23 protein-coding genes are annotated in these 21,519 nt (G+C 62.7%); 2 read left to right on the forward strand and 21 right to left on the reverse strand.

What is annotated here, in order from left to right:
- From bioC to bioB, 4 genes are read right to left on the reverse strand one after another with little or no spacing between them, the layout of a single operon-like run.
- A complete protein-coding gene (gene bioC / locus FYJ85_RS05445) occupies positions 1–765 on the reverse strand; it encodes a malonyl-ACP O-methyltransferase BioC (RefSeq protein ID WP_106054582.1) in 765 nt (254 codons plus the stop codon).
- Positions 746–1,402 (reverse strand): DUF452 family protein, encoded by a 657-nt coding sequence (locus FYJ85_RS05450; protein ID WP_106054581.1) that lies wholly within the window; start codon positions 1,400–1,402, stop codon positions 746–748. Before FYJ85_RS05450 ends, bioC begins: the two co-directional genes overlap by 20 nt.
- Positions 1,399–2,553 (reverse strand): aminotransferase class I/II-fold pyridoxal phosphate-dependent enzyme, encoded by a 1,155-nt coding sequence (locus tag FYJ85_RS05455; RefSeq protein WP_154417222.1) that lies wholly within the window; start codon positions 2,551–2,553, stop codon positions 1,399–1,401. Before FYJ85_RS05455 ends, FYJ85_RS05450 begins: the two co-directional genes overlap by 4 nt.
- Positions 2,554–2,555: 2 nt before the next feature.
- A complete protein-coding gene (bioB, locus tag FYJ85_RS05460; protein WP_177995954.1) occupies positions 2,556–3,536 on the reverse strand; it encodes a biotin synthase BioB in 981 nt (326 codons plus the stop codon).
- A gap of 151 nt (positions 3,537–3,687) precedes the next feature.
- Between bioB and FYJ85_RS05465 the strand changes: the two genes are divergently transcribed.
- Complete coding sequence (locus FYJ85_RS05465) at positions 3,688–4,851, forward strand: Gfo/Idh/MocA family protein (protein WP_106054578.1); 1,164 nt, start codon at positions 3,688–3,690, stop codon at positions 4,849–4,851.
- The gene (locus FYJ85_RS05470; protein ID WP_154417223.1) at positions 4,851–5,336 is read left to right on the forward strand and encodes a pyridoxamine 5'-phosphate oxidase family protein; all 486 of its coding nucleotides are present in this window, start codon (positions 4,851–4,853) and stop codon (positions 5,334–5,336) included. Before FYJ85_RS05465 ends, FYJ85_RS05470 begins: the two co-directional genes overlap by 1 nt.
- Positions 5,337–6,291: 955 nt before the next feature.
- Here FYJ85_RS05470 and FYJ85_RS05475 read toward each other — a convergent pair.
- The 17 genes from FYJ85_RS05475 to FYJ85_RS23970 form a co-directional block, all read right to left on the reverse strand.
- Positions 6,292–7,200 carry an ABC transporter ATP-binding protein gene (locus FYJ85_RS05475; protein ID WP_154417224.1) on the reverse strand — a complete coding sequence of 303 codons (909 nt, stop codon included), beginning with the start codon at positions 7,198–7,200 and terminating at the stop codon, positions 6,292–6,294.
- A gap of 2 nt (positions 7,201–7,202) precedes the next feature.
- Positions 7,203–8,780, reverse strand: a complete 1,578-nt coding sequence (locus FYJ85_RS05480) for a hypothetical protein (RefSeq protein ID WP_154417225.1) — start codon at positions 8,778–8,780, stop codon at positions 7,203–7,205.
- A gap of 3 nt (positions 8,781–8,783) precedes the next feature.
- The gene (locus tag FYJ85_RS05485) at positions 8,784–9,179 is read right to left on the reverse strand and encodes a GntR family transcriptional regulator (protein ID WP_106054574.1); all 396 of its coding nucleotides are present in this window, start codon (positions 9,177–9,179) and stop codon (positions 8,784–8,786) included.
- 140 nt (positions 9,180–9,319) lie between these two features.
- A complete protein-coding gene (locus FYJ85_RS05490) occupies positions 9,320–9,691 on the reverse strand; it encodes a hypothetical protein (RefSeq protein WP_106054573.1) in 372 nt (123 codons plus the stop codon).
- A gap of 14 nt (positions 9,692–9,705) precedes the next feature.
- Positions 9,706–10,782, reverse strand: coding sequence for a type II secretion system protein GspK (locus FYJ85_RS05495; RefSeq protein ID WP_106054572.1), 1,077 nt, complete (start codon positions 10,780–10,782; stop codon positions 9,706–9,708).
- Between the two features lies 1 nt (position 10,783).
- Positions 10,784–11,437: a PulJ/GspJ family protein gene (locus tag FYJ85_RS05500; RefSeq protein ID WP_154417226.1), complete on the reverse strand. Its 654-nt coding sequence runs from the start codon at positions 11,435–11,437 to the stop codon at positions 10,784–10,786.
- On the reverse strand, positions 11,412–11,819 hold the full coding sequence (locus tag FYJ85_RS05505) for a prepilin-type N-terminal cleavage/methylation domain-containing protein (protein WP_154417227.1): 408 nt from the start codon (positions 11,817–11,819) through the stop codon (positions 11,412–11,414). The genes FYJ85_RS05500 and FYJ85_RS05505 overlap by 26 nt, the downstream gene beginning before the upstream one ends.
- Positions 11,816–12,316, reverse strand: a complete 501-nt coding sequence (locus FYJ85_RS05510) for a pilus assembly FimT family protein (protein ID WP_154417228.1) — start codon at positions 12,314–12,316, stop codon at positions 11,816–11,818. The genes FYJ85_RS05505 and FYJ85_RS05510 overlap by 4 nt, the downstream gene beginning before the upstream one ends.
- Positions 12,316–12,744 (reverse strand): type II secretion system major pseudopilin GspG, encoded by a 429-nt coding sequence (gene gspG, locus FYJ85_RS05515; protein WP_106054568.1) that lies wholly within the window; start codon positions 12,742–12,744, stop codon positions 12,316–12,318. Before gspG ends, FYJ85_RS05510 begins: the two co-directional genes overlap by 1 nt.
- Positions 12,741–13,955 (reverse strand): type II secretion system F family protein, encoded by a 1,215-nt coding sequence (locus tag FYJ85_RS05520; RefSeq protein WP_106054567.1) that lies wholly within the window; start codon positions 13,953–13,955, stop codon positions 12,741–12,743. Before FYJ85_RS05520 ends, gspG begins: the two co-directional genes overlap by 4 nt.
- Positions 13,956–13,958: 3 nt before the next feature.
- Positions 13,959–15,557 (reverse strand): GspE/PulE family protein, encoded by a 1,599-nt coding sequence (locus tag FYJ85_RS05525; RefSeq protein ID WP_154417229.1) that lies wholly within the window; start codon positions 15,555–15,557, stop codon positions 13,959–13,961.
- Positions 15,554–17,830 (reverse strand): secretin N-terminal domain-containing protein, encoded by a 2,277-nt coding sequence (locus FYJ85_RS05530; protein ID WP_158704181.1) that lies wholly within the window; start codon positions 17,828–17,830, stop codon positions 15,554–15,556. The genes FYJ85_RS05525 and FYJ85_RS05530 overlap by 4 nt, the downstream gene beginning before the upstream one ends.
- 74 nt (positions 17,831–17,904) lie before the next feature.
- Positions 17,905–18,780 carry a hypothetical protein gene (locus FYJ85_RS05535; RefSeq protein WP_154417230.1) on the reverse strand — a complete coding sequence of 292 codons (876 nt, stop codon included), beginning with the start codon at positions 18,778–18,780 and terminating at the stop codon, positions 17,905–17,907.
- On the reverse strand, positions 18,777–19,406 hold the full coding sequence (locus FYJ85_RS05540; protein ID WP_106054563.1) for a hypothetical protein: 630 nt from the start codon (positions 19,404–19,406) through the stop codon (positions 18,777–18,779). Before FYJ85_RS05540 ends, FYJ85_RS05535 begins: the two co-directional genes overlap by 4 nt.
- Positions 19,403–20,623 (reverse strand): hypothetical protein, encoded by a 1,221-nt coding sequence (locus tag FYJ85_RS05545; protein WP_154417231.1) that lies wholly within the window; start codon positions 20,621–20,623, stop codon positions 19,403–19,405. Before FYJ85_RS05545 ends, FYJ85_RS05540 begins: the two co-directional genes overlap by 4 nt.
- A 19-nt stretch (positions 20,624–20,642) precedes the next feature.
- Entirely contained in the window at positions 20,643–21,317 is a 675-nt protein-coding gene (locus FYJ85_RS05550; protein ID WP_106054561.1) for a hypothetical protein, read from the reverse strand.
- A 23-nt stretch (positions 21,318–21,340) separates the two neighbouring features.
- The gene (locus FYJ85_RS23970) at positions 21,341–21,469 is read right to left on the reverse strand and encodes a hypothetical protein (RefSeq protein WP_268878714.1); all 129 of its coding nucleotides are present in this window, start codon (positions 21,467–21,469) and stop codon (positions 21,341–21,343) included.
- Between the last annotated feature and the right edge of the window lie 50 nt (positions 21,470–21,519).

Here is a 21,519-nt window from a genome sequence, read left to right on the forward strand (position 1 = left end):
TCACTGCTTCTTTCCCGCCACAAGGGCGATCGGATGATAGGTCAGCGGTACTTTTCCGTTCGGAAGCCGGAAGTTCCCGGTATATGCTTCGCTGAATGCCGCCAGCCGCCGGCGGCTCCACGGTTCGGCCGGGGAGACGGCGGTGACCCCGGTCGCCTTCAGGCTCTTCAATACGTCGAGCGGGGAATCGAACTCCGGGGTCAGCAGCTCTTCGCGCGCCGCGAGAACCTCGAAGCCGTTCGCTTCGAGCAGGACGTTCAGCTCCTTCGCGGTCCGGTAGGCGAGCCCGCCGCCGGTCAGGGCGGAAACCTCGCGCAGCGTCTCCGGCCCGAAGGTCGTGAAGGCGAGGTATCCGCCGCGGTTCAGCTTCTCCGCGATCCGCCCGAAGAGCCGGCCCGGATCGGCCGCCCACTGAAAAACCGCGTTCGAAAGAAAAAGGCCGGATTCCGGCAGGTCGATTTCCTCGATATCACCCGCCAGAAAATGCGCGTTCGACCGGTGTTCGTGAAATTGCGCGCACTCCGGCACGAGGTCGATCAGGGTCAGCCGGGCGTAATCGAACCGCTCCGGGATGAGGTCGGTCAGGATTCCTGCGCCGCAGCCGAGTTCGGTGATTTCCGCGAACTGCCGTTCAAGCGTCGCCGAGGTAAAGAGATCGAGCAGCGTCCCGGCCATTTCACGCTGAACCGCGGCCGCGCCGTTATAGGTTGCCAGGCTGCGGCCGAACCGTTTCCGCACAGCGTTTTTATCGATTTCGCCCGGCATCGATGAGCTCCTCGAACGAATGAATGTTGCGGAACGGGAAATGCGGCGCCTCCGGCTCTTCGATGATCGAAACGGCCTCTCCGCTCCAGAAACTCCGCTGCGCCGCCGCCGGAATGATCCGGTCGCGGCCGCCGATCCGCGCGGTTTTGAACACATTGGCCGGAACCGGCGCGGAGAGAATATGCTTTTCGAGCGCGGCAAGCTCCGCCTGCTGCGACTCCGGACTGCGCTGCGGCAACCGGAATTCCGCGGTTCCGGCGAGCCGGCGGTAGAAGCGGGCGCGGGCGCGTTCGTCGCCCCAGTTCGCAACGGTTCCCGAAAACACGGCCGGTTCGATGCCGTATTCCGGATCGACCGGGCGCAGCGTTCCGTTGAACGCGGCCGCGCTTTCAAAGCGGTACGGCGCGCCGGCGAGCAGCTCCGCCGCGATCCGCACGCCGAGCGACCAGGCGGCGAGATGGAGTTCCGTATAAGGCGAAAGGTCCGGCAGCGCTTCCGGCGCAGTGTAGTCATGCACGGTCATGACGTTGAAACCGGGATTTTCCCAGCCCTCGAAAAGCGTGTCGTCCATGCTCCAGCCGTTGAAGAACAGCAGGAGTTTCCCGTTTTCGGCGCGATGGAGCAGACGGACGGTCACACCAGCCTCCGCAGTTCGGCGACGGACTCCTCCGGCAGCGCCGCGGAGAGCGAGAAGCGCAGCCGCGCCCCGTTCGGCGGCACGGTCGGCGGACGGATCGCAAAGACAAGAACGCCGTGCCGCTGGAAAAGCTCCGCCCTTTCGACCGACTCGCGGTCGTTCCCGATCAGGAACGGCACGATCTGCGAATCGCCCGGAACGGTCTTCTCTCCGAAGAGCCGGCGCAGTTCGCACCCCATCCGGCGCAGTTTCGCGCGCTCGGCATCCATTTTCGCACAGCGGTCGAGCACGAAGCAGCTCCAGTTCAGCACTGCCGGGGGCAGCCCGGTCGTGAAGATCAGCGGGCGCATGTGATTGACGAGATACGTGCGCACCTCGGGCTCCATGATCGCGTAGGCTCCGGTCGAACCGAAGGCTTTGCCGAAGGTCCCGATCAGGATATCGATGTCATCCGCAACGCCGAGCTCGGCGGAGAGGCCGGTCCCGTTCGGACCGCGGACGCCGACCGAATGGGCCTCGTCCACGACGAGGATGCAGTCGTATTTCTTCTTGAGCCCGACGAGCTTTTTCAGGTCCGCCGCATCGCCGTCCATGCTGAAGACCGATTCGGTCACGAGGAACACCCGGCGGTATGCGGCGCGCCTGTCGGCCAGGATCTTCTCAAGCTGTTCGCAGTCGAGGTGGCGGTAGCGGCGGAACTCCGCATCCGCAAGACGCATCCCGTCGATGATGCTCGCGTGGTTCAGCTTGTCCGAAAGAATCAGGTCCCTGTCGGACGACAGAGCGGGCAGGATGCCGATATTCGCGTGGTAGCCGCTGTTGAAAACAAGTGCCGCCCGGCGGTTGTAAAGGGCGCTGAGCTTCTCCTCGAGCCGGACATAAGCCGGCGTGTTGCCGGTCAGCAGCCGGCTCGACGCGCTCGACAGAGCGAGTTCCGGCGTGGCGGCATCGGGATACTGCGCGTAGAATTCGCGCCGCAGCTCCGCATCGGCCGCGATGCCCATATAATCGTTGCTTGAGAAATTCAGGAATTCCCGGCCGTCATAGCGGCAGAGCCCGTGCCCTTCCGGCGCGATTTCGCGCAGAATCCGCAACCGGCCGTTTTCCTCAAGCGCCGCCGCATCGGCGGCGAGTTCTTCCCGGAATCCCATTTCTAAAACCTGTTCAGCTGTTCGATGAATTTCACGTCGTCTTCGACGCTGCGGCCGCGGGTGGTCAGATATCCGCCGGTGATCATGCTGTTGAGCCCGGAGAGCATCAGGAGCCCCTGGAAATCCTTCATGACCGTTTCGCGGCCCGCCGCGAACTTGATCATCCCGGCCGGATTCACGAGCCGGAAAATCGCGAATGCCTTCGCAACATCGGCCGGCGCCATGATTTCACGCCCTTCGAGCGGCGTCCCCTTGATCGGCAGCAGAACGTTGAGCGGAGTCCCCTCCACATTGAGGTCGCGGATCACAAACGCCATGTCGACGCGGTCCTCCCAGTTCTCACCGAGGCCGAAAATGCCGCCGGTGCAGTTGGTGACGCCGAACTCCTGCAGATATTTGATCGTTGCAATCTTGTCTTCGATGGTGTGGGTGTCCGCAATCAGCTCGGCGTAACGCTTCGGGCTGGTCTGCAGGTTCATATTGTAGCGCCAGGCGTGGTGTTCGGCCAGCAGCTTCGCGGTTTCACGCGAAAGGATGCCGATCGACACGCAGATTTTGAGTTCCGGCAGCTCTTTGTGCAGCAGATCGAGCGTGTCGAGGATCTGCCGGAACTCGGGCGTGACCGTTTTGTAGCCGTAGCCGCTGGTGACGTAACCGAAAGCGCGGACTCCGGCATCATACGCCTTCCGCGCGGCTTCGAGCACCTCCTCCGCCGGGAGGAGATCATAGGTTTCGATCCCGGTATTGTGATGCCGGCTCTGGGCGCAGAACCGGCAGTTCTGGGCGCAGACGCCGGATTTTGCGTTCAGAATCGAGCACGGCGCGATTTCGCGCGCGAATTTTTTCCGCACCTTGTTGGCGAGCGATACGAGGTCGAGGATATCCTCCCCGTCGATTTTTTCCGCGATTTCAAGCGCTTCTTCGCGGGTCAGGACTCCGCCGTCGAGCACCTTGTAGGCGTTTTCAATGATCGGATTCAGCACTGGATTTGTCCTTTACTTGATTGGCATTCCAATTAATATAGCACGGCAACCCGAAAAAATCGAATCAAATCCCTTGCAATCATGTTGACAGAGTGGTATTTTATATATTGTTAACTGATTTAACAAAGTTGCATACAGGAGGGTTTTCGATATGGATAAGGTCAGAATCGGCATCATCGGCGTGGGCAATATGGGCACGTCGCACATCACGAGCGTTCAGAACATTCCGCAGGCGGAGCTTGCAGCGATCTGCGACCGGGACAGGGCGCGCGCGGATGAGAAGGTGAAGCTGGCTCCGGCGGGCTGCAGGGTGTTCTACTCGGTCGACGACCTTCTGGACTCCGGCACGGTCGACGCGGTCATCATTTCGGTGCCGCACTACGACCACACGCCGATTGCGATCCAGGCGTTCGAAAAGGGAATCCACGTGCTCTGCGAGAAGCCGGTCGCGGTGACCAAGAGCCGGGCGCAGAAGATGATTGACGCGCACGCGAAGCACCCCGAACTCCGTTTCGCCCTCATGTTCAACCAGCGCACCCGCCAGGCGCACAGGAAGATCAAGCAGATGATCGAAAACGGCGAATTCGGCAAAATCGTCCGGGTCAACTGGACCGTCACCGACTGGTTCCGTTCCCAGAGCTATTACGACAGCGGTTCTTGGCGCGCGACCTGGGCCGGAGAGGGCGGCGGCGTGCTGCTGAACCAGTGTCCGCACCACCTCGACCTCTTCCAGTGGTTCTTCGGGCTGCCGGTCAAGGTCCGCAGCACGGTTTCGATCGGTAAATACCACGATATCGAGGTTGAGGACGATGTGAACACCTATTGCGAATTCGCCGACGGTTCGACCGGCAACTTCATCACCTCGACCGGAGAATTCCCCGGCACCAACCGGCTCGAAATCTCCGGCACCCGCGGCCGCATGGTCTTCGAGGACGGCGTGATCAAGTTCAAGCGCACCGAAGTCGACGTGAACGAGTTCTGCCGGAGCACTCCGGAATCGTTCCCGAGCATGGACACCTGGAACATCGTCGTTCCGACCCGCAAGGACACCGGCCATGAGCATCAGGATGTGATTGAAGCGTTCGTCAAGGCGGTTCTCGATCCGAAGGCGAAACTGGTGGCTGAGGGTGAAGAGGGCATCCGCTCGGTCGAATTCGGCAATGCGATGCTCTACTCCGGCCTGAAGGGCGAGGAGGTTTCGATCCCGATGGATACCGTGAAATTCGACGCGATGCTCGACGATCTGATCAAAAATTCGAAATTTCAGAAGAAAGAGGTCAAGGAAGCCATCGTCGATATGGGGAACTCGTTCTGATGCGGCGCGCGGAGCGGGAGGTTGCCGGCGTGGCCGCCCTGGCCGGAATTCTCGACCGGGCGGCATATGCAACTCTCTCGTTCCTCGACAGCGGAGCTCCCGCCGCCGTCCCGGTCTCGTTCGGATACCGGGTCGAGGGCGGGATTTTTGTCTTCTACATCCACTCCGCCGGCGAAGGGCATAAGATGGAATGCCTGCAAAACGATCCGCGGGCCGTGCTGTCCGCCGTGGGCGACAACCGCATTGTCCTGGCCGAACCGGCCTGCCGTTCGACCTGTTTCTACGAAAGTGTCATTGCGTCGGGCGAGGTTGAATTCGTAACTGCGCCCGAAGAGAAGCGCGCAGCCCTCGACTGCATCATGCATCACTGCGGCGGCGCCGGAACCTACGATTATCCCGAGGCCATGCTTGAACGCACTGCCATCCTGCGGCTCTCCGCCCGCAGCATCTCCGGGAAGAGCAACACAGCGGAAATGAAACGCTGAAGGCCGGAGCTGAGGCGGCGCACGCCTGCACACCCGTCAAGGCGGCGGAGCCGCCGCCGCCGCCGGTACCTTGCCGGTCGGGGGGTCCGGGGGCGACGCGCCCCGGCCGCCGGAGGCGATCTGCGGGCGGAACGACCGGCTCACAAACCGAATCGAAGATTCGGACGGGGAGCACGCACGGTCTGCTGCGCGAACGCGCAGTAAGACCGCGCCCCGGAAGGGGCGCGCCTCCCCCAAGTCATGACATTGACCGGGCGCAGTTTAACGTGGTGAACTGTTCCCGGCCGCTGTTGCGTGAAGTGGGCCAATCCGCCTGCACACCCGTCAAGGCGGCGGAGCCGCCGCCGGCGCCGGCACCTTGCCGGTCGGGGGTCCGGGGGCGACGCGCCCCGGCCGCAGGAGGCGATCTGCGGGCGGAACGACCGGCTCACAAACCGAATCGAAGATTCGGACGGGGAGCACGCACGGTCTGCTGCGCGAACGCGCAGTAAGACCGCGCCCCGGAAGGGGCGCGCATCCCCCAAGTCATGACATTGACCGGGCGCAGTTTAACGTGGTGAGCTGTTCCCGGCCGCTGTTGCGTGAAGTGGGCCAATCCGCCTGCACACCCGTCAAGGCGGCGGAGCCGCCGCCGGCGCCGGCACCTTGCCGGTCGGGAGTCCGGGGGCGACGCGCCCCGGCCGCCGGAGGCGATCTGCGGGCGGAACGACCGGCTCACAAACCGAATCGAAGATTCGGACGGGGAGCACGCACGGTCTGCTGCGCGAACGCGCAGAAAGACCGCGCCCCGGAAGAGGCGCGCCTCCCCCAGCCATGACATTGACCGGGCGCACTCTCATACCGTATGCGGTTCCCCGAACACGATTTCCCGGCCTCCTGGCGGCGGCAATGCCTTGAGTGCACGTACCGGCCGCATATCGCGCTTTTTCGCCGGACAGCGACGCTGCACCGGGTTTTATCCGGCTGCGTCTTCCTGCCGCGGCTCCTGTTTCTCCGTCCAGGCGAGGAAAATTTCCTCGAGCGGCAGCGGCTCCAATTCGAACGCGAGACCCGGAATCCGGCTCAATTCCGCGCCGGTCTCCTCTTCATCTCCCCGGATGGTCAGGAGCAGCTCCGGACCGCAGCTCTTCCGCCGCAGCACATCGAGTTCCGGCAACTGCGGTTCCATACCGGCCGGAATTCGCAGCAGCCGGGTCCGTTCCAGAAGCGCCGCCGCGTCTTCCTCCGCCACGAGCCGGCCGTTCTTCAGGATGCCGACCCGGTCCACAATTCCGGCAGCCTCCGGAATCAGGTGGGTGGAGAGGAACACCGTACAACCGAACCCGGTCAGCGAATCGACCAGCATCTCCATGAAATTCCGGCGCGACGCCGTGTCGAGCCCGAGGCACGGATCGTCGAGAATCAGCAGCTCCGGTTCCCGGCAAAGCGCGGCGGCGAGAACGCTCTTCGCATACATGCCGCGCGAAAAGCTTCCGAGCTTCCGGTCCAGCGGCAGCCCGAAGCCGCGGGTGAGCCTGATGAATGCATCCTCGTTCCAGTTCGAGTAGAACGGCTTCAGAAAATCATGAAGTTCCGCGAGCGTCATCCAGTCGTAAACCTTCATCAGTTCGGCGACATAGGCAAAACGTTCCCTGACCCGCACTCCGTCACGGACCGGGTCGAGGCCGAATACCCGGACCGCGCCGGCGTCCGGCTCCATCTGCCCGGCGGCCATTTTGATCGCCGTCGTCTTGCCCTCGCCGTTTTCACCGAGAAGCGCATAAACATTGCCGCGGAATACGGTCAGGTCGAACCCCTTCAGCACTCTCCGGCTGCCGTAGGACTTGGCGACACCGGAAAATTCGATTACTTTATCCCTGCTCATGATCACCGCCCTTTCATCGAACCGGCCCGCTCCGGAACCGGATAACTCAAAACCGTCATTCCTTTTTTGCCGACGAACCGGAAGCCGTTCCGCGTCCGCTCATACCGGAACGGCAGCCCGATATCAAGTGTTTCGGGCAAAGCGCCGGTCCGGTACAGCTCCAGCTTCAGCTTCAATGCTTCGGCGTACAACTTGAACCACTTCCGCACCTCGCGCTCCCGCAGAACCAGGCCGTATAAGCGCGATGCCTCAAGCCGGGCGGGTCGCCTCAGATGTGCAGCCAGCTCATCGCCGTTCATTGCCCGAATCCGGGCAATATCGCGGAATGCGGCCGTTTCGCGCCTCAGAAAGCGGGCTTCGGCCCCTTTACGGCCGGGCGCCATGAGAAAGCTGTCCCGCTTTCCGAAAAGAGGCCGGACCTCCTGCCATGCATCGCGGATACTCACGGCATACCGATGTGAAAAATCGTACTTCTGCGCCCGTTCGAGCTGCCCGATCAGCGCCTCGAGCGTTTTGCCGTACTTCTCGAGGCTGCCGCCGTCGTACAGAATCCGGCCGAGCGCGACATAACCGCAAAACACGCCCGCATTGACATCCCGCCGCAGGTTTTCAATATCGTTCGCCCGGTAGTCCCGCTGAAGCTGCTCCGCCACAGCACCGGTCACAAACTTTGAAATCTGTTTCCTCGTCCGGCGGCTTTCGACCGGCACGCAGTAAAACGGTTCCTCGTCCGGCGAATATCCGAACTGCGCCAGATAGTCGTCGAGATCGGCTCGGGTGAATGAATCGAACTCCCGGAAAAGTCGCTTCGGCTCCACCAGAATAATTCCGGCCTCCCGCGCTTCCTGCTTCGCAACGGCGAGGGAAACCGATCCCGCCAGCCACGCGCCGCCCCATTCGATCCACGGAACCAGAACGATCGCCAGACTCCAGAATATCAGCGCCCGCCGCACCGGCCGGTTCAGCACCCGCTTCCTCCACAACACATATCCGCCCGCCGCAAGCAGCACGGTCAGTTGAACCGCCGGATACGCGAGTACCCGGAACTCATTGCTGCCGAAACTCTCCACCGCCGCGATCGCCGGCAGCTGCGCCGGAACCAGAACCAGCATTCCGATGATCGCCCCCATCAGGAGACCGAGCCCGTTCTGCACCGGGGCGAGAAACACGAAAAACGCGGCGATGGCCAGATTCTCAAGCAGCACGATCGGCAAAACCTGCAGGAAAGCCATCGTAATGCCCTCCTCCAGCAGCAGCACGCCGGTCAGGGAAAAAAGCGAGACCGCCGGCAGCAGAATCAACACCCGCAGCAGCAGCCGGAGCAGGAAAAGCTTCGAAGCGGGGTACGGCAGCCCGAGCAGGAACGGCCACTCGCCGCGGTCCGCCGCCAGCGAACCGAACAGGGCCGGAACCAGCAGAGCCGGAACCGCCACAATCACGATGCCGACCAACCGCATGCTTTTCTCTCCCGGCCACAGCCCGGCCGCGGCAAACAGCAGAACCAGAATGCCGCAGGCCGCAAGCAGCGACCAGCGAATCCGTTTCCACTCAAACAGGATCATTGCCATCGTCGAATCCATACTTCACCTCTCCATTCCATGTTGATCGCCAGCCGGCCGTTTCCATGCATCGTCAAGAAGCTCGCGGAGCCGTTCCGGCCCGATGTCGAACGCCTTTGCCTTCGCAACCAGCCTGCCGAGCTGCGCCGCGATGGCCTCCTCCCGTTCCCGGCGCAGCGAAAACGCCTCCGGAACCGCGATGAAGGTGCCTCCGCCCGGCCGGCTGACCAGCAGCCCCTCGTCCTGCATGAGCCGGTACGCCTTCGCAACCGTGTTCGGGTTGACCCGGAGCTGAACCGCCAGCTCCCGCACCGGCAGCACCCGGTCCCCGTCGCGGTACCGTCCGCTGAGAACCGCCGTCTTCAGCTCGTCGATGATCTGCAGATAAATCGGCGTGCCGCTGTCGGGATCGATTTTCATGCCGCCTCCTTTCCGTACTGCCTTACTGATACTATTGTACTATTGATATAATACAATTTCAAGCCGAAAAATGAAAAAAAAGCGATTTTTCCGGAAGACCGGACCGAAAGCGGAAAGCGTGTTTCGGTGAAACAGCGCCGTCACCCTCCGCCGATGTTGCAGAAGGCCACCGGCAGAATCAAGGTCTTGATCGTGAATTTGACCGGCGCCGTAAAGCCGGCGACAATGTTGTTCAATCCTCCCTTGAGCTGCCCGAACGGAATTCCGGCCGTGACCTGCAGGAAACCGAGCGGAAGCCGGAAGAAGTTGATGAGGTCGTAACCCATCGACACCATATGCCGCGCTCCGCTGGCCAGCCCGCGCATGACATACGGCGCAGCGACCTGCGCCCCCTTGATCGCAATCGGGGTCAGGATCGCGATGGTCACCGGGTCCATCGCCTGCGCCTCCCGCACGAACGGCGGCGCGGCGAAGCAGAACAAAATCAGCAGAATCAGGATTCCTCGTTTCATGGCGCATGTTCTCCTTAATGGAACATCCATTCCAAATATTGTACCTTGTTGTCCGACGGGCCGCCGCTGTCGAACCCCGGATAGGTGAAGGTCAGCCGGGTGGACGGGCTGCGCTGCGCCGGCAGCCCGACGGCGGAAACGGCGCTCTCTCCCGCGTCCGCAGCGGCGATCGTCTCCGGCAGCTGCGTCATGCGCGGCCCGACGGTGACGGTGTAGATGCCGCTCTCCTCCCATGAGAGCCCGTTCAGCCGCGGCGTCAGCAGCGCATCCAGCTGATCCGAAAGCAGAATCCGCTCCCGGCGGTAAACCTCAAGCGCGGCGAGCACCTGCTCGATCTCCTCGTCCTCGAGCCCCTGGCAGTAGGTCTGAAGCAAAAGCCGGTCGGCGGTGAAAATGCTGGGCGACCCGTTCGGAATGGTCATCCCGTCCGGCGGAATCAGCCGGAGCGCGCTGAGCCGGCCGCTTCCGTCCGCCGGAAACATCTCCGTCACGCCCGGAATCCATGCGAGCTCCTCGCGAAACTGCATCGCCGCGTTGCGCGGCAGCGGCGACATGCCGAACGCCTCGTAGTCGGCCTCCTCGAAGCCGTCGGTCGTAACCGTATCGTCGGCATCGACATAGTCGGCAATCCGGGCTTTGAGCCGTTCGGTGGTATCGTAAAGTTCCGTATCAAGCTGATCGGAGCCGGCGACATTGGTCAGCGTGCTGTTGTACTGCGCGGCACTGAGATCGAACCCGCTGCGGGCATCGGTGATCGTGAATTCGACCGGCGTGCCGTAATAGTCCATCACATGAATCACGCCGTCCGCGAAAAAGCGGTCGGTGTCGTAGTCGGCGTACTCGGTCTCCCCGAGCTGCACGTTCGCATAGAGCGAACGGTCGGCCGCAATGAGATACTGAATCCGGGCTGCCGCCCCTTCGTTGACGTACATCGATTTCTGAAGCGCAAGGTGCGCCGCCATCGTGAAGCTGCCGTACTTCGACATGGCCAGCACGGCTCCGGCCAGCAGCCCGGCCATAAACACCAGACAGAGCACCGCGACAAGCGCGGAACCCGATTCCGACGAGCGTTCGTTGCGTCCTGCCATCATCTTACAACCCCGAAGTCTGCCGATTGCCGAAAGTGCTGTTCGAGCCGGAGCCGGCGGTGCGGCGCAGCCAGCGCTCGCTGGTTCCGTCGTTCCACTCGACGGTCATCTGGATTGCGAGCGGAGGCGCTTCGTGGTCATCCTCCTCCCAGGTATCCTCGAACTCGATCTCCTCATCGACCTCCTCGGCGTAGAGGAAGCGGATGCTGCGGACATTTTTCGCAATCACCTCGCGCGCATACTCCTGTTTGCCCTCGTCCTCCCACGGCAGCCTCGGATAGCTCGAATATTCGGCGACGAGTTCGCCGTCCTCGACCCGGAGCCGGACGAACAGCAGCGCGCCGCGGTCGTTTCCATAGGTGCGGCGGAGCGTCACAAAATGGAGCGAATCGGTTTTCCCCTCGAAGACGAGGCGCGACTCCTCCAGCTCGTCGCTCCAGCGGAACGGGATCAGGTTCCGGATATTCTGATCCATGATCCGGTCGATCGCCAGATACGCCTTGAGCTGTTCGGTGACCTTCGCCGAGCGCCGGTAGCCGTTGTAGAACGTGGCCGAGGCAGTGCCGATGATGAGCGCGACAACGACCAGAATCGCCATCGCAATCGCCATCTCCACCAATGTGAAGTTGTGTCTACTCACCCTGTACGGTCGACTCATAGCTGAATTTATCCACAATGATTGAATCCACGGTTTTTCCGTCCCGCTGCCGGACCAGCTCGATCTCGCAGGCTTTCAGCGGAATCTGTCCGACGATGTTCGTATAGGTCTCCGGCAGATTTTCGGCGTCGCGGAACGTGCAGTTCGCCGTATAGCCGTCGTACGGAAAAAAATCGACCGGCACCGAACCGGGGTCCTCCCCCTTCTGGAGCAGGCAGTACTCCGCCGCCTGAATGAGCATGTGCGTCTCGCGCCACTTCTCCATCGTGCGGGCTAGCCGCCCCTGCGAGGCGGTCAGCAGCTGCAGCAGCCCGGCCAGCGCCAGCGCCAGGATGCCGAGGGCGACCACAACCTCGATCAGCGTGAATGCTCCCCTTCTCACAGCACGGCCTCCTCCTCCTTCGCCAGCAGCAGCCCGGTCAGCGGCGAAACCGCAAAGCGGCGCTGCAGCTTCCGAAACCGCAGAATGAATTCGCGCGAAGCATTCGCACTGCCGTCCGAAAAAAAACGGAACACTTCAACCGTGCCGTTTTCGCCGGTTTCGGCGTTCAGCATTTCGGTGTCGAGCTCAAAATCGGCGGGCAGCTCCCAGACAAACGGCGGCCGCCCGTCTCCGGAAAAAGTGTTCTCCGCCGGCAATTCCGGCTCTTCCGCCGTGAACCGGCGCGCCGCCGGATCGAAGGCGACGACGCGGTCGGAACCGTTCTCCATCGCCGCATAACGCACCCGCGCGCAGTACGCCTCGAAACCGAGCGAGGCGTTCCGGAGCTTCTGCGCCGGGGATTCGCCGCGGAAGGTCGACACCGCAAGCGTGGTGGTGATCGCGATGATCGCAATCACCACCATCAGCTCAAGCAGCGTAAACCTCCGGCACACCATTATTTTTCCACGTAATTCGTGATGTCGGCGTTTTCTCCGGTGCCGCCCGGCTGGCCGTCGGCGCCGTAGCTGACCAGATCGAAGTCGCCGTGTTCGCCGGGGCTGGTGTAAACGTAATCGTTGCCCCACGGGTCCTTCGGAACCGCCGGCTTGATGTACGGCCCGTCCCACTTCTCGTTCTGATCGACATTCTCGACCAGCGCGCGCAGGCCGGTCGCCGTATCCGGGTAGCTGCCGATGTCGAGCTTGTAGCCGGTCAGCGCGTCTTCGAGCAGTTTGACCTGCGTCGTCGCCGCGCCGACGTTGGCCTTCTTCACGTAGTTCAGGTAGATCGGCGTGGCGATCGAAGCGAGCGTGACCAGAATGATGATCACGACCACAACTTCGATCAGGGTGAAACGGCTTCTCTTGAAACAATGCTTTCTCATATCGCAGGTCCTCCTTGACTGATTGAGTTGATTTCCATCATGGCGACAAAGATCGAAACGACCACGACCAGCACGATGAGGGCGAGAAAAATGATCACCGCCGGCTCGAACAAACTGAGCAGCCGCTTGATTTTAAGTTTCGTATCGTTCTCGAGATGCGACGCGATCTTCGAGAGCATCTCGCCGACCGTGCCGGACTCCTCGCCGACCCGCAGCATCGGCACCATGCCGGCCGGAATGAACCGGTTCCCGGCCAGCGCGGCCGAGAGTTTGTCCCCTCCCTTGAGCTTGCGGTCGATCTCCGCGAATCCGGCCGACACGGTCGGGTTCGAGATGATCTTCCCCGAAATGCGGACGGTGCGGATGATCTCGACATGGTTCGCAATCAGAATCGCAAGCGTGCGGATGTATTTGCACATCTCGAGATCGACCACGATCCGCCCGAAAAGCGGCAGCTTCAGGACGAGCCGCGACAGCGCGATTTTGAGCTCCCGCTCGCCCATGATCTTCTTCAGCAGCAGCCAGCCGCCGATGCAGCAGAGCGGAATCAGCCACCAGGCCCAGGAGAAGAAAGAGCTCATCGCAAGCAGGAACTCCATCGACGGCGGCATCTCGCGCCCCATATCGATGAAAATCTTCGCAAAACGCGGCACGAACACCGTGAAAAGCACGACCGTGACGATCATCGTGACCGTCAGGATCGCCAGCGGATAGATCGAGCTCGACACGATGAAGTCCTTCAGCTCCTTGCTCTCCCCCATGAACTTGTGCAGCTCGTTCACGACCTCCGGCAGACAGCCGGTCTCCTCGCCGGACTCGATCAGGTTCGCATAGTAACCCGGAAAGAGCGTCCCGTGGCTTCGGGCCAGCTCCGAAAATTTCTTGCCCTCGTGCAGCCCCTGGCGCAGCGCGTTCACGAAATCGCGCTGTTCCGCTTCGGTCGAACTGTCCGCAATGATCGCCAGCGCCCGTTCGAGCGGGATGTGCGAATCGAGCAGCGGCGCGAGCTGCCGCGTGAATTCGTAGGTGTTCACCTTGCTGCGGCGCAACGTGAACCTGCCGCCGGAAACGGTCGCCTCCCCGCAGTAACGCACGGGAACGATCTTCCGGCTGCGCAGTTTGCTTTGCGCCTCCGCGATGCTGTCGGCTTCGATCAGGATCTCGTGCGGCGCTTCGCCTTTCGCGGCAGCAAGGTATTTATAGAGTCCCATTGTCTACAACTCCGCCGTGGAACGGTTCAGCTCTTCCGGGGTGGTAATGCCGGCCCGGACCTTCGCCAGGCCGTCCTCCTGCAGCGTCACCATGCCCTCCCTGACCGCAATCGCTTCCAGCTCCGAACTCGACGCGCTGCGGTTGATCGCCGCGCGCAGTTCGTCGCTGACCGTCAGCAGCTCGAAAATGCCGCAGCGCCCCTTGTAGCCGGAGCCGTTGCATCTGCGGCACCTGTTCCCGGCCGCATCGGTCGTCTTCCCGTGGCAGACCGGGCAGATTTTGCGGACCAGCCGCTGCGAAAGCACGCCGAACAGCGCCGACGAAACCAGGAAGTTCTCGACGCCCATATCGAGCAGGCGGGTCACCGCGCCGACCGCGTCGTTCGTGTGCAGCGTCGAAAGCACGAGGTGGCCGGTCAGCGCCGCGTTGATCGCGATGTCGGCGGTTTCGCGGTCGCGGATCTCGCCGACCAGAATGATGTCGGGGTCCTGCCGCACAATGCTGCGCAGTCCGGTCGCAAAGGTCACGCCGATCTTCGAATTGACCTGCATCTGGCAGAGCCCGGCCATTTTGTATTCGACCGGGTCCTCGACCGTGATGATCTTCTTGCGATTGTCGTTCAGCTGGTTGATCACGCTGTACAGCGTGGTCGTCTTGCCGCTGCCGGTCGGACCGACCACGAGAATGATGCCGTGCGGAATCTGGATCAGCTTTCTGAACTGCGCGAGATGGGTCGGCGACATGCCGAGGATGCCGAGGTCGAATGAAATCGCCTCCTGGTTCAGCAGCCGCAGCACGATGCTTTCGCCGGTCAGGATCGGAATCGTCGAGATGCGCATGTCGAGCTCCTGCCGGCCGAGCTGGATATTCGTGCGGCCGTCCTGCGGCAACCGGCTCTCGGCGATGTTGAGCCCGCCGAGCAGCTTGATGCGCGACGCGATGGCCGGAAACTGCGAAAGCGGCGTGCTGATGATCTCGGTCAGAACACCGTCCACCCGGCATCGGACCGCGACGTTCTCTTCGCCGGGCTCGATGTGGATGTCCGACGCGCCGAGCTCAATCGCGCGCGTGAAAATGTCGTTCACAAGCCGGACGATCCGCGCCTCGCCCGCCATCGAACGGAGCGTGTTCTCATCCTCGAGCTCCATCACCTCGTTTTCTTCTTCAAGGCTCTGGAGCTTGCTCGAAAGCCGCTCGAGGAAGGTACGGCGGACGAAACGGAACTTCGCGCCGGTCTTCCAGGTGCGGCGGACGAGGAACGTCAGCTGCTCGAGGTCGTACGGATCGACGACGAGAAACGTGATCGCATCGGCGTCCCACTCGGCCGGCAGGCAGCCGTTCGCGTTGAAAAAGTCGTACGGCGCATCCGGAAACGGCTCCGGCGTCCGGAACTCCTCCTCCTCGACCGGCTCCGTCCCGTAGGCGGCGGCATAGAGCGCGACCAGCTGTGACTCGGAGAGCGCGCCGGACTGGATCAACGCGCGGTCGGCCGCCCTGACCTCCTCGCGGGAGGGGGAAGCCGGGTAGTCCGGACTCTTCTCCGCCAGCATCCCGCGCAGCCGTTTCCGGGCGGCGGCGAAATCGTATCCGTCCGCACTCATCGCCAGAACTCCGAACTGTCGAATTTATTGGCCCCCTTGCGCGGCTTCGCCTTGTCGCCGATCGTCTGGTCGAAGTCGTTCAGGCTCGAAAGCGCCTCGTTGTAACGCTTGATCAGCTCTTCGACCGGGCTGCGTTCATCCACAATGTAGCCGGTGATCAGAACGAGGATCTCGGAGCGCTCAACCTTCGCCTCGGTGCTGCCGAAGAGCCGCCGCAGGAACGGGATGTCGTTCACGAACGGAACGGACTGCAGTTCGTCGTTGCGCTTTTCCTGAATCAGCCCGCCGATGACCATGGTGCGGCCGTTGGCGATGGTCATGCCGGTCTCGATCTCCCGGACCGTGAGCTCCGGCGAATCGATCGTGGAGCTCGTGGTGTTCTTGATTGCGTCCGACAGCGTCTGCGTGACGTCAAGCGTGATGAGGTCGGTGCTCGTGATCTGCGGCGTCAGCGTGAGGATGATGCCGGTATCCTCGTATTTATAAGTCTGCGTCACGCGTCCCTCGGAGGAGGAGTCCGTGATGCCGCCGGTGATGACCGGCACCCGGCTGCCGACCTGAATCCGCGCCTCGGTATGGCTCGCAACCAGCAGCTGCGGGCTCGAAATGACCTTGATCGCATTGTTCCCGGCCAGCGCCCGGATATAGCCGAACTTGTTCTCGGGGTTGTTCGGGTCGTTCAGCAGGAAGGTGAAGCCCTCCTGCTTGCTCTCGCCGAACGGCGTCAGGTTCTCGTAATTCGTGCCGAGCATGGAGTTCAGGCCGCTGCCGCTGCCCTTGGCCGCAAACTCGAGCCCGAACTTCGTCGACTCGGTCAGCGTGACCTCGACCACGAGCACCTGCAGCAGCACCTGGGCCGGAACCACGTCGAGCCGGTCGAGCAGCGCCTTGATGCTCGCGTAGGTGCGCGGCGTGGTGCGGACCACGAGACGGTTCAGCATTCCGTCCGCGAAGATGCGGACCGGCGTATCGAAGAGGCTCGAACTCAGGTCGGTCTGCGTACTGTTGGAGAGCGTCGATCCGGTATTCGCGTTCCGGTTGTTGTTCTGCGCGGTGTTCCGGTTCGAGGAGGAGACCGTGCTCAGCGTATCGGTGCGGATGGTTCCGGTCGAGGTATCGATGGTCTGGGTCGCGCCCTGCGTGTTGTAGATGATCGAGAGCGCCTGCGCCAGCTGCGCCGCGCGGTTGTGGCTGACTTTGTAGACGAAAACGCGCTCCTGGTCGATCGAATCGGCGCTGTCGAAAATGTCGATCCACTTCTGGATCTCCTCGATCGCATCCTGCGTCGCGGCCGAAACCACGATCATCTGGAGCCGGTCGATGCCGACCAGCTGGATCGCTCCGGGCAGCTCGGTCTTGTCGGTGGTCTGCGTCACCGTGAAACCGAGCACGGGCAGGACATTCTGCAGCTCCTCGACCACCTTGGTCGGCAGGATGTTGCGGCACGGCACCGGCATGCGGGGCCAGTTGCGGCGCGCGCTCTGGTCGATGACTTCGAGAATCTGGCGCAGCTTCGCGATATTGCCCGCATCGTCGCAGATCAGGATCGCGTTCGGCCGGGTCAGTTCGACACAGACGCTGTCTTTGCCGAGAAACGGCTTGAGCTGCGTCACAACGTCTTTGGCGGTCGAATTCTTGAGCGGATAGTAGAAGATCTCGCTGCCGACTCGCGCGCCGGGCTGCTGGGCGAGCTTCGGCAGCGCCATGATCTTCAGGAGCGAATCCTCGACGGTCACGCCGGCGCCGGCCAGATTCAGCATGCGGTCGAAGGTGTTCCAGAGCTCCCGCCGGGTCATGTTCGAATTCAGATTCAGCGTCACGACGCCCTTGAGGTCGCTGTCCGCCACAAAGTTGAAGCCGAGCACATCGGCGAAGGCCGGCAGGACGTCGAGCAGCGGCGCGCTGTTGAACACGAGCGACACCGGAATCTCCTCGTCCCCGTTCATCAGCAGGAAGTCATCGTAAAAATGCGGCGTATCCTCCGCCTTCGGCGCCTCCGGCGGCGCGGGCTTCCCGCCTTTGTAGCTCAGCGCCTCGAGCTTCTTCTTCCCAAGCTCCCCCTCCCCGGCCGGTTTCGGAAGAACCTGTTCCTCTTCGATCGACTCGGGTTTGGCCGCCTCCCGGGGCTGCCGCTCGCTGCGCAGGAATTCGAAGCGGTCTTTCTTCTTTGCGTCCTCCTCCTCTTCGGGGCGGAACATCGCACAGGAGGAGAGCAGCAGCCCGGAGAGCACGACGGCGACCGGCGTTCCGATACGCGGCAGAAGGTGTGTCATTCTTTTTCTTCTCATTATTATTTACCGGTTTCTTTCTATTTCAGAAATTTCATAAAAAACAATCCGCCGGATTCTCACCGTCCGGGCGGCGGGCCGCCGGGCCCGCCGCCTGCATTGCCGCCGCGGTTGCCGCCCGGATTCCGGTTCTGGTTCTGATTCCGCACGGTATCGCGCATCATCCGCATCATCTGGAAGTTCTGCATCATCTGCATCTGCTGCATCTGCTGCATCTGCTGGAAGAAGTTGCCGCGCCGGTTGTTGTTCGTGCCGGTCGAAGCCTTCGCCTGGTTTTTCGACGGCTCCTGCAGCTCAAGTTCCATTTTGTCGCTGCCGCGGGTCAGCACGGCGCCGGTACGGGTGATCTCGGTCAGCGTGTAACCGTTGGCCAGCGTCTCCCCGATCCGCACATACTGCCTGAGCGCGCCGATCTGCGTGGAGGAAGCATTGTTGCCGCTGCCGCCGGCGCCGGCGCGGTTCCAGCTGCCGAAACGGTTCCGGGCCGCCCCCGGCGCGGCGCCCAGATTCCCGGGAGGCATCGGGGGCCCGCCCGGGAAACCGCCGAAGCCGCCCGGCCCCCCCATCATGCCGGGGAAGTTCCGGTTGTTCGACGCGCTCTTCTGCAGAATAATCGCCCCTTTGCAGTCGCCGATCTCGAAGGTCCCGACCAGAGAAAGTTCGACACGATTCGAGCGGCCGCGGCCGAACACCGCGTTCGGACAGCGGTCCGGGTTGAAAATATTGTTGTCCACAATCGTCGCCAGAAGCGAACCGACCGACTCCGGCGGAGCCGTTTTCACCGTATTCCCCGGCGTTGCGGCCGTGCTCTTTTTCGGGCTGCGCGCCTTCACCGTCAACGTCTCTTCGGCTTTGCCGCCCGTGAAACGCCCGACCACGACGGCCAGCAGCCAGACCGCCAGCAGGAGATTGACCAGTATGAGGACGATTCTCATTTTCCGCCGCCTCCGTTTTCCGCCGCGTCGCCGTCGAAGCCGATGACCCGGATCGCGCCGTTGAAGTTCAGGTTCTGGACCACGGTTCCGGCGGAGGAGGCATTCTGGCCGCGCACCGGTTCCGGCCGCAGGTCGAACCGCCGCCACGAAACGAGCGGGCTCTTCTCCCGCAGCTTCGCCAGAAACGCCGTGATCGCCTCGAGCGTGCCGACGGTCGACAGGTCGATCTCGGCGTAATAAAGTTCATTGTTGATCCGGCTCGTCCGCACCGAACCGAGACTGTTCAGCTTGAGCTCGACATCACGCGCGGCCTGCTGAATCCGGTTGCGCAGCTCGGTATCGACCACGCCGTCGCGCTCCTCGCGCCAATAGCTGCCGAGCTGCTTTCCGTACCGCGTCCTGAGCTCCCCGGCAGCTTTCTGCCGGGCTTTCAGCGCCGCATTCTGCTGCCGCAGCTCCCTGACCTCGCGCTCGACCGCGCCGATGCGCTCCGCCGCCGGCATCAGGTCGCCGATCGACCCGCTGAACTGCCAGAGCAGGAAAATCCAGCTCAGCGCGAGACAGCCCAGCGCAACGGTCAGCTTGCCGCGGCCGGTCTTGACGAACTCCCTGAATTTCGCGTTCATTTCGACGCCTCCCCGGCCGGCACGAGCTTCAGGGTGATCATGGTCACCGTGTCGCCCATCCGCCGCTGCTGGAGCTGGCCGATCTTCCAGTATGGAATCCGGCGGAACAGCGAGGGCAGATCGAGGTTGTCCGCCTCGCTCTGCAACATGAGGTCGACGCTCGACTCGCTCCAGCGCAAACTCGAAACCATGACGTTGGAGGGCAGGATCGACGTCAGCGCCGCGAGCTTCGGCAGGACATCCGGCTCCCCGGCCGCGAGGCTGACCACCCGGTTCAGCTCCCGCTGCTCCTTTTCGAAGCTGCGCAGCTTCGCCGTCAGCGAGGAGTTCTCGGCCTTGATGCGGTCGCGCTCCCCGGCCAGGCGGCTGAACGTCTGATAATTCTGCCGGTAGCTGCCGGCTGCCGACCAGAGATAGTTCCCGGCGATCAGCAGAACCAGAAGCGCGGTGATCCTGAGCTGGTTCCGGTAACGGCGCGGACGAAGTTCAGCCGGGAGCAGCCGGAGCGCGCGCTCCTGCTGGCCGAACGACGGCGAAACAACCAGCCGCGCGGCCAGCAGGCACTCGAAAAAATCCCCGACGCGGAATCCGCCGTCGGCGGGCAATTTGAATTCGGACGAAAAAATCGTCAGCCACGGACGGAAATCCGGCTCCGGCGGGCTCGGCCGCCATTCGCCGTCCTCGAAACCGAAATCCGGATCGGTCCGCGGCAGATCGGCCGGAGGGTCCCCGGCCCGGACGGCGAGCAGCGGATACAGGAACTCGTCCGCCCGCCCCCCCGCCTGGGTCAGCATGGCGGCCGGGTGCTCAAGCGCGCTCCCCGGAATCACATAGACATTGACCGGAACGTTTCCCTCCGCATCGGTTTCGCCGGCAAAAAACTGGAACCGGCAGTTATCGGGAACCGTCAGCATCCGCTGCGGCAGCTCGAGTTCCAGCGCTTCGCGCCGGGCGCGCGGCGGCAGATCGATCGACAGGAAACGGAAGAAGATGCCGCCGGCAAGCGCCCCGGTCAGGAAGAGCGGACACTCCCTGCCCCGGCCCAGGCGCCGCAGTACCCGGCGCCACGCCTCGGCCGGATCGTGCGCCTCGATCGATTCGACGACGCTGCGCTCGACCGCATACTGCGCACCGCGGCGGCGGAACTGGCAGCCCCGCACCGACGCGGCATCGAACGCCAGCACCGAAAACTCCCGAAAGTGACTGTTCCTCATCATTTTCCGCAGGCGTCCCCGGTTACGGCCGGGCCGGCCGATCGGCTTCAAGCTGCTTGATCAGCTCCTGCATTTTCGCGCGCGCGGCCGCCGGATCGGTCCGGCGCAGCTCTTCGACTTCGGCCATCTCCTTCGGGAACTTCTGCCGGAGCTGCCGGAGCTGCTGCATCGGGTTGGCGCGCATCCGCGGCGCATCCTCGCCCGGAACGTCCCCGCGGCCGCCCATGCGTCCGGGACCCTGTCCGGGACGGCCGAAAGGAAGGGCGATCCCGGCCTTTTCGGCAAGTTCGCGCATTTTGCGGAAGGCGGCCATGCGGTCGGTTTTCTGGAGCTCTTCGATCTCGGCCATCTCCTTCGGATATTTCTCCTTCAGCTCGGCCATCTGCTCGGCGAACGTTTTCGGAATCTCGATGCCGGCCTTTTTCGCCAGTTCACGGAGTTTCGCATCGGCTTCGGCGCGCAGCTTCTCGATTTCGGCATACTCCGCCGGGAATTTCTCCTTGATCTGCGCTTCGGCCTCGGCGCGCGGGTCTCCGCGCCGCTCCATGCCGTCGCGGCCGGGGCGGAACCGGCGGCCGCCGTCGCGGCTCTCATCGGTCCGGCTGCCGCCCGGCACGGCGGGGGCATCCGCGGCGGCCGCGGAAAAGAGGATCAGCGCCGAAGCGAGAGTTCCAAGAAAAAAAGCAGTCTGTTTCATGGTCACGGCTCCCTGTTGTTGAGTCACTTCAGTTCCAGTTGAAAACCTGCATACACCCGTTTTAACGCAAAGCGCGCGCCGCTTATTGTGTCCTCCTCCGGTAAAATATCCCGAATTCCCTGAATTTCAAACCTTCTCTCCTCAAACCGCATTCGTTTTCCTGACATTCCGGGTCATCCCGGCCTTCCTCCGCCGTCTTTCC

Source organism: Victivallis lenta, from assembly GCF_009695545.1.
Classification (GTDB): Bacteria; Verrucomicrobiota; Lentisphaeria; order Victivallales; family Victivallaceae; genus Victivallis; species Victivallis lenta.

Coding starts and splice junctions, on each gene's coding strand:
- bioC (WP_106054582.1), bottom strand. CDS start 765: ATGCCGGGCGAAATCGATAAAAACGCTGTGCGGAAACGGTTCGGCCGC.
- FYJ85_RS05455 (WP_154417222.1), bottom strand. CDS start 2,553: ATGGGATTCCGGGAAGAACTCGCCGCCGATGCGGCGGCGCTTGAGGAA.
- FYJ85_RS05495 (WP_106054572.1), bottom strand. CDS start 10,782: ATGATGGCAGGACGCAACGAACGCTCGTCGGAATCGGGTTCCGCGCTT.
- FYJ85_RS05525 (WP_154417229.1), bottom strand. CDS start 15,557: ATGAGTGCGGACGGATACGATTTCGCCGCCGCCCGGAAACGGCTGCGC.
- FYJ85_RS05545 (WP_154417231.1), bottom strand. CDS start 20,623: ATGATGAGGAACAGTCACTTTCGGGAGTTTTCGGTGCTGGCGTTCGAT.
- FYJ85_RS05475 (WP_154417224.1), bottom strand. CDS start 7,200: ATGAGCAGGGATAAAGTAATCGAATTTTCCGGTGTCGCCAAGTCCTAC.
- FYJ85_RS05500 (WP_154417226.1), bottom strand. CDS start 11,437: ATGAGTCGACCGTACAGGGTGAGTAGACACAACTTCACATTGGTGGAG.
- gspG (WP_106054568.1), bottom strand. CDS start 12,744: ATGAGAAAGCATTGTTTCAAGAGAAGCCGTTTCACCCTGATCGAAGTT.
- FYJ85_RS05470 (WP_154417223.1), top strand. CDS start 4,851: ATGCGGCGCGCGGAGCGGGAGGTTGCCGGCGTGGCCGCCCTGGCCGGA.
- FYJ85_RS23970 (WP_268878714.1), bottom strand. CDS start 21,469: ATGCGGTTTGAGGAGAGAAGGTTTGAAATTCAGGGAATTCGGGATATT.
- FYJ85_RS05485 (WP_106054574.1), bottom strand. CDS start 9,179: ATGAAAATCGATCCCGACAGCGGCACGCCGATTTATCTGCAGATCATC.
- FYJ85_RS05480 (WP_154417225.1), bottom strand. CDS start 8,780: ATGGATTCGACGATGGCAATGATCCTGTTTGAGTGGAAACGGATTCGC.
- FYJ85_RS05465 (WP_106054578.1), top strand. CDS start 3,688: ATGGATAAGGTCAGAATCGGCATCATCGGCGTGGGCAATATGGGCACG.
- FYJ85_RS05490 (WP_106054573.1), bottom strand. CDS start 9,691: ATGAAACGAGGAATCCTGATTCTGCTGATTTTGTTCTGCTTCGCCGCG.
- FYJ85_RS05540 (WP_106054563.1), bottom strand. CDS start 19,406: ATGAACGCGAAATTCAGGGAGTTCGTCAAGACCGGCCGCGGCAAGCTG.
- FYJ85_RS05510 (WP_154417228.1), bottom strand. CDS start 12,316: ATGGTGTGCCGGAGGTTTACGCTGCTTGAGCTGATGGTGGTGATTGCG.
- FYJ85_RS05530 (WP_158704181.1), bottom strand. CDS start 17,830: ATGACACACCTTCTGCCGCGTATCGGAACGCCGGTCGCCGTCGTGCTC.
- FYJ85_RS05550 (WP_106054561.1), bottom strand. CDS start 21,317: ATGAAACAGACTGCTTTTTTTCTTGGAACTCTCGCTTCGGCGCTGATC.
- FYJ85_RS05535 (WP_154417230.1), bottom strand. CDS start 18,780: ATGAGAATCGTCCTCATACTGGTCAATCTCCTGCTGGCGGTCTGGCTG.
- FYJ85_RS05520 (WP_106054567.1), bottom strand. CDS start 13,955: ATGGGACTCTATAAATACCTTGCTGCCGCGAAAGGCGAAGCGCCGCAC.